The sequence below is a fragment of the Herminiimonas sp. genome (genome assembly GCF_030655415.1).
In genome coordinates, this window is record NZ_JAURVN010000014.1 from 149,598 (window position 1) to 161,811 (window position 12,214).

11 protein-coding genes and 1 pseudogene are annotated in these 12,214 nt (G+C 47.9%); 6 read left to right on the plus strand and 6 right to left on the minus strand.

The window, feature by feature from the left end:
• Positions 1-87 precede the first annotated feature (87 nt).
• The 3 genes from Q7T66_RS09810 to Q7T66_RS09820 all read right to left on the minus strand — a co-directional run bounded on the left by Q7T66_RS09810 (position 88) and on the right by Q7T66_RS09820 (position 1,576).
• Positions 88-561 carry a DUF2214 domain-containing protein gene (locus Q7T66_RS09810; RefSeq protein ID WP_304933153.1) on the minus strand — a complete coding sequence of 158 codons (474 nt, stop codon included), beginning with the start codon at positions 559-561 and terminating at the stop codon, positions 88-90.
• 10 nt (positions 562-571) lie between these two features.
• The gene (locus Q7T66_RS09815; RefSeq protein WP_304933154.1) at positions 572-1,009 is read right to left on the minus strand and encodes a DUF6152 family protein; all 438 of its coding nucleotides are present in this window, start codon (positions 1,007-1,009) and stop codon (positions 572-574) included.
• 216 nt (positions 1,010-1,225) lie between these two features.
• The gene (locus Q7T66_RS09820; RefSeq protein WP_304933155.1) at positions 1,226-1,576 is read right to left on the minus strand and encodes a hypothetical protein; all 351 of its coding nucleotides are present in this window, start codon (positions 1,574-1,576) and stop codon (positions 1,226-1,228) included.
• A 175-nt stretch (positions 1,577-1,751) separates the two neighbouring features.
• Here Q7T66_RS09820 and Q7T66_RS09825 point away from each other — a divergent pair, with 175 nt between their 5' ends.
• The gene (locus Q7T66_RS09825; protein ID WP_304933156.1) at positions 1,752-2,819 is read left to right on the plus strand and encodes an SDR family oxidoreductase; all 1,068 of its coding nucleotides are present in this window, start codon (positions 1,752-1,754) and stop codon (positions 2,817-2,819) included.
• Between the two features lie 78 nt (positions 2,820-2,897).
• On the opposite strand, the gene Q7T66_RS09830 is transcribed toward Q7T66_RS09825, so the two are convergent.
• Positions 2,898-3,740 carry a LysR family transcriptional regulator gene (locus tag Q7T66_RS09830; protein ID WP_304933748.1) on the minus strand — a complete coding sequence of 281 codons (843 nt, stop codon included), beginning with the start codon at positions 3,738-3,740 and terminating at the stop codon, positions 2,898-2,900.
• A gap of 169 nt (positions 3,741-3,909) precedes the next feature.
• On the opposite strand from Q7T66_RS09830, the gene Q7T66_RS09835 reads away from it, so the two are divergent.
• Together Q7T66_RS09835 and Q7T66_RS09840 are read left to right on the plus strand one after the other, a co-directional pair.
• Entirely contained in the window at positions 3,910-4,908 is a 999-nt protein-coding gene (locus tag Q7T66_RS09835) for a zinc-dependent alcohol dehydrogenase family protein (protein ID WP_304933749.1), read from the plus strand.
• Between the two features lie 86 nt (positions 4,909-4,994).
• Positions 4,995-5,564, plus strand: a complete 570-nt coding sequence (locus Q7T66_RS09840; protein WP_304933157.1) for a hypothetical protein — start codon at positions 4,995-4,997, stop codon at positions 5,562-5,564.
• Positions 5,565-5,779: 215 nt separating this feature from the next.
• Here Q7T66_RS09840 and Q7T66_RS09845 read toward each other — a convergent pair whose 3' ends face one another.
• Positions 5,780-6,151 carry a PilZ domain-containing protein gene (locus tag Q7T66_RS09845; protein ID WP_304933158.1) on the minus strand — a complete coding sequence of 124 codons (372 nt, stop codon included), beginning with the start codon at positions 6,149-6,151 and terminating at the stop codon, positions 5,780-5,782.
• 498 nt (positions 6,152-6,649) lie between these two features.
• Between Q7T66_RS09845 and Q7T66_RS09850 the strand changes: the two genes are divergently transcribed.
• Positions 6,650-8,299, plus strand: a complete 1,650-nt coding sequence (locus Q7T66_RS09850) for a VRR-NUC domain-containing protein (protein ID WP_304933159.1) — start codon at positions 6,650-6,652, stop codon at positions 8,297-8,299.
• Positions 8,296-10,563: an ATP-dependent DNA helicase gene (locus tag Q7T66_RS09855; RefSeq protein WP_304933160.1), complete on the plus strand. Its 2,268-nt coding sequence runs from the start codon at positions 8,296-8,298 to the stop codon at positions 10,561-10,563. The genes Q7T66_RS09850 and Q7T66_RS09855 overlap by 4 nt, the downstream gene beginning before the upstream one ends.
• Here Q7T66_RS09855 and Q7T66_RS09860 read toward each other — a convergent pair.
• Positions 10,560-11,182, minus strand: a pseudogene (locus Q7T66_RS09860) (tyrosine-type recombinase/integrase). The gene Q7T66_RS09855 and the pseudogene Q7T66_RS09860 sit on opposite strands and share 4 nt — an antisense overlap.
• Before the next feature lie 354 nt (positions 11,183-11,536).
• Between Q7T66_RS09860 and Q7T66_RS09865 the strand changes: the two are divergent.
• A complete protein-coding gene (locus Q7T66_RS09865; RefSeq protein ID WP_304933161.1) occupies positions 11,537-12,037 on the plus strand; it encodes a DUF4124 domain-containing protein in 501 nt (166 codons plus the stop codon).
• Positions 12,038-12,214 lie beyond the last annotated feature (177 nt).

Sequence of the window (12,214 nt, forward strand, 5' to 3'; positions counted from 1 at the left end):
TTGAGGCTGGCTTTTTCACGTTGAATTGTATGTCTGCCGCGTATAGAAGCAGGAACTACTAACGGTCAGAAGCAGATGCGCATCGTCTCAGGCAAAACCTATCCAGCGGCCGGCTACAAGGACAGAAAGCCAAAGAATGGCGGATGCGGCGGCCAAGGTTCTAACTTGCAAAGATGGCTGGCCGGTGCGCAGGGCGGTTTCAAAGTGCTCGCCGCGGTACTGAAGTGCGATGTTGCAGAGTGCCAGTACAAGCAGTGCAGCTTTGAATAGGAAAGCGGGATTCTCTGAGTACTCGACCGGCTTCACCGAGAACAACCAAAGTCCTGTCGTCACCGCGACTGCGGTGCCAGCCGCCGCTACGCGTACTAGAAAGGGGCCGAGAGTCGAAAGATCCGGTCTGTGTGTTGAACGCAAAAGAAGCAGATCGAGCGGCAGAATCGCGCCAAGAAGGAGCCCTATACCAAGGATGTGGGTCGCATTTACAAACAAATAGGCGACCCAGTATTCCTGCAGGAAGACTGCACCGGGCCAGCCGGCAATGGCTTGCAGAAAACCTGTCATCGCCGCTCCGTCATTCCTTGATGCGTTCCGGATACATATCGTACTGTTTGCCACCGACTGTAATGCGCACGGCTTTTATATGCGCCTTGTTCGGTTCTTTGGTGCGATTGCCTAGTACCGTAATTTGATCGCCAACCTTTGCAGTGTCACCGGTGAAACCTGAGCGCTGTGTCTGGTTCGGATTCCCCAGGTCGACTTGCCACAAACGACCATCCTGCGCCTTCACACGCAGGGATGGATGCGGCGGCGCCATCGAAATCTCGGTTATGGTGCCATTCAACTCGGACTGCTCTTCTTCCGCCCAGCCCCAGCCGTGATGCGCGAAGGCTTGCATGGTAAATAGCGCCATGGCGGTGGCGCCGAGCATTAAGACCATTCGATGCGCTATATTGCGCGACGTAATGGAGATTGCGCGGGTGACAGTTCGACTTTCACTTGATACCGACATAATCATGCTCCTTGAAGTAGGTAAAAAACTGAGAGTCCAACGCATTGATACAGTTCCCGGTTTTAACCTTACAAGAACCGCAGTGCCTGCGGCCCGAAGCGAAGTGCAGTACTCCCCAGCGTCCGCTTTGGGTGTCGGTTTCAACCGGTGGATGCAACAGATTGATAAAACGTTTAACTGAAACACATGTCAGCTAGAGGCGGCTACAACATATTTCTATCGCACTGCCATGTACAGTGCGAGTGACGTGAGCGAGAAGCTGAAACAGAAAATTGCAACATTCGTCGTAACGACTGCAATACTAATAATGATTTTCGCAAGACGGTCGTTCGGTGGGCAATCCGAAAATTTTAATTCTCCCGGCCACGGTATGAGATAAAAATGTTTGATCCCAATTCTAAGTAAAAGAACAATCAGGCCAAGCAAAAAGCCGATAAGCATCGGAGCGGAAAAGCATATAAAAAGCAGACTGGCACGTCGCTCCCCTTCGTTGAAAAAAAAGACGAACAGCGGTAACAGCAGACCTGCAACAACAAGATAACTCTCTTTTTTTCTATTAATACTCATTTTCGTGTTCGTCTCAATTCTCAAGGCTGCCCATCTTGCCACAGTCCGCGCTCTAGTTTCTCAGGCCCCGTCTGCATGGCTCAGAAAATGTCCGCTTTCGGTCGAAAGCTGGCCGACGCGAGCAGCGATTCTCCAGCCAAGTAAAATGAACTTTGACTGATATCAGGAGAAGCACATGAAACGTACAGCACTTATCGCAGGAATTACCGGAATTGGCGGCAACCATGTCGCTCGAGAATTGATAGCGAATGGATGGGATGTCATCGGCCTGTCGCGCAGACCTCCCCGGGATTTGCCGCATGTTCAGCACATCGCTGCAGACCTACTTGACCCCACCGCGCTTTCCAAAGCGTTGGAGAGTGTAATGCCGACCCATGTCTTCATCACCACCTGGATGCGGCAGGATACTGAAGCCGAGAACATTCGCGTCAATGCGTCGCTAGTGCGCAATCTGCTCGATGCGTTGTCGTCGAAGAAAAGTGTGCGCCACGTCGCGCTCGTCACCGGCCTAAAACATTATCTCGGACCGTTCGAAGCCTACGCGAGCTCAGGCACTTTACCCGACACACCGCTGCGCGAAAGCCAACCACGCCTACCAATTGAAAACTTCTACTACGCTCAGGAAGATGAGGTCTATGCTGCCGCAGAACGCGATCGTTTCACCTGGACAGTACATCGGCCGCACACCATCATCGGATTGGCGGTCGGCAATGCCATGAACCTAGGCACCACGCTAGCCGTCTATGCAAGCATCTGCAAAGAAACAGGACGCGTGTTCCAGTTTCCTGGTTCCGAGGCGCAGTGGAACGGACTCTCAGACGTCACGGATGCGCGCATGCTGGCCAAGCAATTAGTGTGGGCTGCCGATACCGATGCGGCTCGCAACGAGGCCTTCAATATCGTCAATGGTGACTTTTTTCGGTGGAGCTGGCTCTGGCCAAAACTGGCCGAGTGGTTCGGAGTGCAGCCAGGTGGATTTACTGGAACGATTCAGCCGCTAGAAGCGGCTATGGCGACCGACCACGCATTGTGGCGCGAGATAGCACAACGCCATAACCTTATTGAGTCTGACCTTGACCGACTAGCGTCTGCCTGGCACACAGACCTCGACTTGGGCCGTCCATTAGAAGTGATGACCGATATGGCAAACAGCCGCCGTCTTGGCTTTAGCGCTTATCAGGCAACGGACACATCATTCTTTGACCTTTTCGAGCGCCTGCGCATTGAGCGCTTAATTCCTTAAATTTAGCTACCAGCTCAGCGTCCGCTTTTGGGGGCGTAAGCAGACTTTCGAATCGTTCCTCCATGCTGGTTGAGCTCTTTAACCAGCATATCGCGCTACCACGAGGTCGAGAAAAGTTCGTAGTCGACGCAACCCCCGTAGATCGCGGTGGTATCCCACCCAGACATCACGTCCGGGTGGCGTACCAATATCGATTTTCTGCAATCCGGGAATCATATCTCCCAATAAACAGGGCAATACCGCTAACCCGGCACCATGAGCGCACATTATTGCTTGTGCATCCCGGCTATTGCTGCGGAATACCACCTGCGCTTTCGGTAACACACGGTGAACCCACTGTACGTCCGGGAAGTCCTCAAAAGCAGCATCGAGTGTGATGAGTGCGGCACCAGCGCCATTCTTTGCGACCGAAGTACCGACCTTTCCATAAAGGGCGTAATCGATATGCATTAGTTTGCGTTGGACAATATCGGGCTGTTCAAATGGTTGTATGCGAAAGGCAAGGTCAGTTTCGCGACGCGCCAGGTTAAGTAGACGCGCGTCTGTCAATAGCTCAACAGTCATCTTGGGATGATCATGCGAAAAGGCAGTGCATATCGGTGTCAACATGTGCACGCCAAACCAATCAGACGAGGACACTCTCAGAATGCCGTTCAGTTCAAGCTGCTGGCCATCCAGTTCGCGCGCAAATGCCAAAGTTTCTTCCTCTACGCGCTCCGCATGAATGAGGACTGCAGCACCCTCATCGGTAAGAATGAAACCGTCCACAGTCCGCTGAAAAAGTATATGACCGACAGCTTGTTCGAGGGCGCGTAAACGACGTCCCATGGTCGGTTGGGTCTGACCAATAAGACGTGCGGCTCCAGCTAGCGTGCCAGCGCGAGCGATCGCCAGAAATACCTTCAGGTCACTCCATTCCATCGCCATGCTGATTCTCCATTATCGAAATCCAGCGCCAAAGATAACCATCCATTCATTTTTGAATGGATGGCATGCAATAACGTCAATTTACGAACAATTATGTTCGTCATACGATGAGCACGTCAACTCATCAGATGCAATCAATTTCCAACTTTTGAAAGGAATGATCATGAAAAATACTATGCAAGCCCTTGTACTTGAAAAGACCGGGTCACCATTCGTTTTGCGCGAAGTCGCAATGCCGGTTGCGGCAGCGGGGGAGGTCTTGGTGCGCATCGCAGCTAGTGGCATCAATCCACTTGATACTAAGATTCGGGCCGGACAAGCCGCCCATGCCAACACGAGCTTGCCAGCCATCCTGGGTATGGACTTGGCAGGAACTGTCGTTGCGGTCGGCGCCGACGTTAAAACCTTCCGCGTCGGTGACGATGTATATGGTATGGCCGGCGGAATAGGCGGTGTGCCAGGATCGTTAGCGGAGTTCGGCGTATTCGACGCGGATTTGCTGGCCCTCAAACCTGAACACTTCACGATGCGTGAAGCTGCTGCATTACCACTGATTTTTATTACGGCCTGGGAAGGTCTAGTGGATCGCGCTAATGTTCAAGCAGGTCAGAAGGTATTAATTCATGGTGGCGCAGGTGGGGTCGGTCATGTAGCAATTCAGCTCGCCGTTGCCCTTGGCGCAGAAGTTTATGCGACTGGTAGCTCTGCGCAAAAAGATATGATTCAAAGTTTAGGCGCGACTGCGATTGATTATCGAAGTGAAAGCGTTGAAGAATATGTCTCTCGCTACACAGACGGAGTTGGATTCGATGTCATCTATGACACAGTAGGTGGTGCGACACTTGATGCATCATTTGCTGCCATACGCAAATATAAAGGCCATGTAGTTAGCTGCCTTGGCTGGGGTACACACAGTCTTGCACCGCTTTCATTCCGCGCTGCGACGTATTCAGGCGTATTTACATTACTGCCATTGCTCACAGGCAGAGAGCGCATTCATCATGGCGACATCATGAGTGAAGCGACGAAACTTGCAGAACAAGGAAAATTGCGCGTAAACGTAGGCCCGCAGCGCTATACTTTTAGCTCTGCAACTGACGCACATGTTGCCCTTGAAGGCGGCACTACGAGAGGTAAGCTCGTAATAGACATTGCCGGTTGAATGTGTATTGGTGGATGTCTGCTTTCGGCCAATAGCGGCCATTCCGCTTGTTATGCAGACCGAAGCATTAATTTACTGGAGTTATTATGAGCAACTTCCCTATCGTTGCCACGGTACTTTCGATGATATTGGGTCTTTCAGTCACCCGTCTGCTTCTTGGTGCGTTGACCGTATTCCGCATTCGTCGCGAGGCAGCGCCTGACTGGGTTGCTCTTGTATGGGCTCTAATGCTTTTTACGACACAGATGGATTTTTGGTGGGCAGTTAACGCATTGCCAGCGATAAAACAAGAATTCTCGTTTTTAGAGTTTTTATTGTTAGTTCTATTGGCGCTATCACTTTTTGTATCCGCCGCCTTATTGCTTCCAAGTCGGAGTGAGGATGAGAAAAACGGTCTTCGCGTTTACTTCGAACAGGATGGCCGTTTCGCGCTTCTATCACTGTCGACTTATCTTGTTCTAGGCCTTATCGTAAATATCGTTTTATTTCAGGCATCTCCGATAGCACTCTGGGGCCTTCTAAATATCATCGTGATTGTCCTTCCCATCTGCGCATTCAAAGTCAAATCACGAAGAGCCTATTCGATAATAACCTTGGCCTATGTTCCCCTTAACGCAATTTATTTGGCAGTTTCGCTGACATATTCAGCGCGTTGAACGCTAAAAACCTGCTATTGAAAAACTTGTACAGCTTTGTAAGCTACGACTCAAAAGTTAAAAAGTTTTTTACTAATAGGTTGAAGTCCAACCGAGGCTCGTACCCGGAATACAAAGCAGTAATTGGTTCGTGAACCGATGATTTAAGTGGGACGAGTAAATGACCGCTAAGGGTCGGAAGCGGGCTGCTTTAAATGGCTTGCGCGTGTTTCAACTTAGGAAGCAAACGAAGGTGAACAGCTAGCGATAATTTTCTGCAGTCGTTGCTTTGGGGAGTCTACCGTAGCGTCGTTAATGCTCAAACCAATACGGAATCCATCCACGCCGGACAAAATGCAATAAACGATTTCGCATGAAAACGTTTGCTGAACAATACGATCGCCTACTAAAGCGTTGAGTATTAGGGAACAAGTTCTCCCAATAATGACCGGTTCCGCCGCGACCACGCCAAAACCCTGTTCCGATACATCTAATGTCTTGACGAGAATAGCCGTTGGCCCAGTGGTTATGACAGCACGTCTGCGAAATATATAGCGCGGAGACTTGCGTTCGATAATAGTGGACTTAAGAAGTGCAAGTGCTGTCATACCAACTCCCTCCACTGGATTACTTACAGATTACTTACATTCATTATCACGATACTCGGCACTTAGTTAATTGTCTCAAGGCAATAAACCGATAAATCACTTCAAATACAACGATTCGAGTCATTGTGATTTTTGAGAAGTTTCAATATACTGTGATTGCATACAGTATATTGAAGGCATTTCAAAGAAGGCAATAATCCTAGAAATGTGCGAAAACAGTTATAACCGCATACTCAAATTAGCTAATCTGCGAAATGAGAGTGGCAAAATCTTTAAGACCCTTTACGGTGTTTCGATCCTCTGGCTCACCGATGACAAGATAGGTCTTACAGGATTTGAAAGAATCATGAAGGACGGGGAACTGGTTGATTACGCTCAGTCTTGGATATGCCGTATGAACTCGGACGAAGCAGGCCGTAGTAATGAACACGTGACACCTCGGCGCGATAATTTCCGACATTAATCGTGCATCATTTAGACATTCATCGGTTTCGCATCGTGTCCTCATCACATCCGCATCAATTTTATTACCTCGATAATTTCCAACGTGCGCTCGATTGGATTGCGCAGCGCTATAGCGATTTATTGTCGGCAGAGGAAGTAAGCTTCATTTCATATATACAAGCATTACCTCTATGTTCTCGTGCGTTGTTAGTACGTATGGTTATGCGAAAGGGAGAATTCTTTCGATATGCAAAGCTGAACTACCTGGAAATAGGTTGTCCTGACGTCGCAGCCAAACCACTAGTAAATTTGGGATGGGTTACACATAACCCAGAGCTAAGCATCGACCAGTTGTTTGGTTTATTGAGAAAGGCCGAAGTTGTTGAAGCATTTAGCATTTCTACGTCTGGTAAGTTAAACAGGAAGAGTGAGCTGCTAGACGATTTAAGACTTGAGTTCAATGAAGAGCGCTCGCTTAAACAATGGACTTCAGGCAGTGAAGAATCCGTTTATAAGGTAAATGTCACTTCATTATGCGAACGTATGCGCCTGATGTTTTTTGGAAATCTCTATCAAGATTGGTCAGAATTTGTCCTCGCCGATCTGGGTATTTATAGATATGAGCATGTTGAATTTTCTGAAACATCCCGCGGATTTCGTTCGCGTCAGGATATCGAAGACTACTTACATTTACACCGCTGTCGAGAGCGCTTCGAAGATGGAGGCGATTTAGACGAAATATTGTCAGACATTCCAAGCGCTCCATACGAAAACATTTGGCTGGAAGGTCGTCGTAATAAGCTTTTATATCGACTCGCGCAACAATATGAACGGTGCGGTGAGTTAAAGAGTGCGCTTGAAATTTATCGCAACTGTAGTTATCCCGGCGCTCGGTTGCGTTCTATTCGTGTACTCGAAAAGAACGAAGAACCTGCAGCTGCGTTGACTCTATCCGAGACTGCCTCAATTGCTCCGGAAAGCGAGAGCGAGCAACAAGCCTTATTACGCATTTTGCCTCGTCTGAGACGTAAGCTAGGCTATCCAAAAATTGTCTTCATCAAAGCGAAGTTGGTTGAAGAGCAGTTATTAACGTTGCCTTATCCAACGATAGCTGACTCGGTCGAGCGAATAGTGCAATCGCATCTTTCCCACGAAGATCATCCAGTGTTCTATGTGGAAAATGCATTGATCAATTCTCTGTTCGGACTGTTGTGTTGGCCGGCAATTTTTGCCGCAATTCCAGGTGCATTTTTTCATCCATTCCATCACGGTCCGGCGGATCTACATAGCCCAGATTTCTATCGAAAGCGTCATGAAATTTTTGAGATGTGTTTGTCGCAGCTTGATGACGGGAGCTATCAGAAAATAATTGTTCAAACCTTCCATGAAAAGTCGGGAATCCAGTCACCGTTTGTATATTGGAATCTACTTGATGAAGGTCTGTTAAAGCTGGCCTTACGCTGTATTCCGTCGTCTCATCTCAGGAAATATTTTGAGCGTATCTTGCGCGACATTTCTGCAAATCGTTCAGGGCTCCCGGATCTCATACAGTTCTGGCCACAAGAAAAGCGCTACCGACTGCTGGAGGTAAAAGGCCCAGGTGATCGTTTGCAAGACAATCAAACTCGCTGGATCAACTACTGCATTGAACATGAGATGCCAATAGCCGTTACTTATGTGCAGTGGCTGGAGAAGGCTGCGTGAGTTACGTTGTCGCTGTGCGTACCTTATGTGAATTTACGGCAAAAGCTGGCGATCTTGATTTGCGCTTTACACCTGCGCCGACTGCGCAGCAAGGAATTGCAGGTCACGGAACAGTTGTTTCGCGCCGCGGAAAATATTACGAGTCGGAAGTTAGCTTAAACGGTCTGTATAAGCAGTTAAGAGTGCGAGGTCGTGCGGACGGTTACGATTCTGGATTCAATCGCGTTGAGGAGATTAAGACTTTTCGAGGTGATCTCAATAAGATGCCGCAAAATCATCGTCACTTGCATTGGGCGCAGGTCAAGATTTACGCATGGCTGCTTTGCCAATCTCGTGGACTGAAAGAGATTAATGTTGCATTGGTTTATTTTGATATAGGCAGTCAAAAGGAAACCATGCTGAATGAAAAATATTCAGCGGATGTTTTGGAAGCCCATTTTGATCATCTATGTGAATGCTTTATTGCTTGGGCCGATCGAGAATCCCAACATCGGTTATCACGCGATAAGGCATTAACAAACCTCTCTTTTCCTCATGTCGATTTTCGCCCAGGGCAACGCCACTTGGCGGAGTCGGTCTATAAGTCAGCAGTATCCGGACGTCACTTAATGGCGCAAGCACCCACGGGTATTGGTAAGACTGTAGCGACGATTTTTCCTTTATTGAAAGCCAGCCCAGGGCAGAAAATCGACAAGATATTCTTTCTTGCTGCGAAGACACCGGGCCGGCGCCTTGCGCTTGATTCGATCAATCTGATTAGTAAGTCCAAGACCGAAGGTGTACCTATTCCTGCTATTCGTGTGCTGGAATTGGTGGCGCGCGACAAGGCATGTGAACATCCAGACAAAGCTTGCCACGGCGAATCCTGCCCGCTGGCAAAGGGATTTTATGATCGCGTAGCGAATGCACGTCAAGCCGCTGTAGACGCCGTCACACTTGATCAACAGACTTTACGCAAGGTCGCACTTGAGCATCAAGTTTGTCCATACTACTTAAGTCAGGAGTTAGTACGCTGGAGTGACATTGTGGTGGGCGACTACAACTACTACTTCGATGTCAGTGCGATGCTCTATGGTTTAACCGTTGAAAATGAATGGCGAGTCTCGGTTCTAGTTGATGAAGCGCACAACATGGTCGAACGAGGGCGCAAGATGTACTCAGCAGAACTTGATCAAACCAGTTTTAGTTTCGCGAGAAAATTTGCCCCAAAAAGTCTGAAGACCGTGCTTGATCGCGTCAATCGGCAATGGAATGAGTTGCATCGGAATCAGGATAGCCAATATCAGGTCTATCACTCGATCGCGGAAAAATTTCTATTTTCATTGCAGCAGGCGGGCACTGAGATTACAGATTTAATGGCAGAAGAACCGACTAGTCTTAATGAGGATTTACAGCGCTTTTATTTCGACGCTATGCAGTTTTCAAAATTGGCAGAAGTCTTCGGCGAACATTCGATGTTCGATATTACGAAGGATGTGAAAGTGAGTGGGAGAACTCATTCCGTTCTTTGTATTCGCAACATCGTTCCTGCGCCATTTCTCAAACAGCGTTTCGAAACTGCACACTCAGTTACATTGTTTTCAGCTACGCTTGGTCCCCATCATTTTTATTCGGATATGTTGGGATTACCGGACGACACTGCTTGGGTAGACGTCGATTCACCATTTCATTCGCAGCAACTATCTGTGCGTATTGCGCGGAAAATCTCAACGCGCTTTCAGCACAGAGCTTCGTCGCTATCTCCCATAGCGAATTTGATCGCTGAACAATATGCAGACAAGCCGGGTAATTACATGGCGTTTTTCAGCAGCTTCGATTATCTGACACAAGTAAGCGCGTTGTTTCAAGAACGCTATTCCGACATTCCAGTTTGGCTGCAATCTCGCGGCATGGCAGAGGGTGAAAAGAATATATTCCTCGAACGTTTTGTCGAAGCAGGAAAAGGAATTGGTTTTGCAGTACTTGGCGGCGCTTTTGCGGAAGGAATTGATTTGCCGGGGGACCGACTCATTGGTGCTTTTGTAGCTACTCTAGGCTTGCCCCAAGTGAATGCGATCAATGAAGAAATGAAAGAGCGGATGGATATCCTCTTCGGCAAAGGGTACGACTACACATATTTATATCCCGGCTTGCAAAAAGTGGTCCAAGCGGCTGGACGCGTAATTCGCACCCAGGAGGATAAAGGGTATGTACATTTGATCGATGACCGGTTTGGCCGATCTAATGTAATGGAGTTATTACCCGCTTGGTGGAAAATTAATTAGGCCTCGGTTTGCTCAGAGATTTCTAATGCATCATCTACTTCAATTCCTAAGTACCGCACTGTGCTTTCAAGTTTGCTATGTCCAAGCAACAGCTGGACTGCTCGAAGGTTTTTAGTTTTTCGGTAGATTAATGTTGCCTTTGATCGGCGCATTGTATGAGTCCATATGCGACAGAATTCAGCCCCTAGATGCGACCTAGGATTTCACAATCCGAGCATATTGGCGTGTCGATAAATGCGCAGATTTAGACGCGACTAGGAAACAAATGTTGTCCAGCCGTCAGGTGCTCTTTTCGAATCCAGTCTGCAACCGAACTTCGAGTCTGCTCAGTAATTTCAAACTGTATAGGCCGGAGTATTTTTTGCTGCATGACAATAACCCGAGCCATCACGCAGCTGCCTTGCGCTACATCTCCGACAAGAAGATTAACAAGATCGCAGCCGCGCAACTTACTGTCTATAGCTAAATTAAATAAAGCGAGATCTCTGGTTCGGCAAGTAAGCTGAAGACGGATCCGTATTCCCCATATTTCTTTTAACTTTAAGGGTGCTTTCTGACCAACTAATTTTCCTCGATTCCAAGGCTGGATCGGTTTGGTAGGATGCTGGTTTAAGTTCATGAGATATCCTTTCTAGAAAAGAAATCTCAGTTTGCTCTGAAGCTAGAACGACGGCTAACGGCCAATAGCGGACATTCATATTCGCCTCCCATATATATGGGATATTCACCTGCAAGCGAGTAGGCAATACTCCAAACCACAGCAGTGTATGGCAATGCACTTCGCATTCGAACATATTTACCTGCACCTCACCTGCCGATGCGGCAAAGAGGAGCGACAAGCTAAATCAAGATGTGCAAGTGTAGCTGCGGCTATGAAAAGAGCATTACAAATGCCCGTTGGTCAGCCAAATCATTGTAGAAACACACCCGGTGGCACAATTCAAAATCGATAACTCTCAACAACGATGAACAGATGACCAAATACTCGCAATTTTCTATAGGCCTGAAATCTTGTGTGTTTTTGGTTTTATGCACTGGCTCAGTTTCGCAAGTCAACAGCGCTGACATATACAAATGGATTGACGATAGTGGCAAAGTCAACGTGAGTGATACAGTGCCTGAAAAATATCGTGCGCGCGCCAAATTGATTGATATGCGAGCGGCAGGTTCACCCAGCGATAGTCAACGCACCGATGCGTTCAAAAGATCTGAGAAGGAAAAGCTAATGGCTGAACCGCCCCCGGAGAGAGCTTTTCCAGCATCCCCTTCCCACATTGGTAAGCCAATTAATACACCTGTTGCATTTACTGAATGCGAAAAAAAATTCCAAGCTTATCGAGCAAGCCAAGAGTGTTTTGCACCGTACAAGATAAAAAATGGCATGAAAGAAGAAGCAGCTCAAAACTGTATGGAAGTGAAAGACCCAACATTTGAATGTGGTTCTCGCTCAGACAGAACTAGTTCTCAGCGTTAGCCAATCAAACTGTGCATAAAAATGACTGTCCGGACTCCGACCATACAATCTGAGTATCCGCATATTGTCAGGGAATGCGGCAAGGAATCGCGTAGCAGAAAAAATTAAGATTTCCGCTTTCGGCCAAAAGCGGACACTGAACAATCAAGTCGCATGCAACATCAAATACCAAGTCAA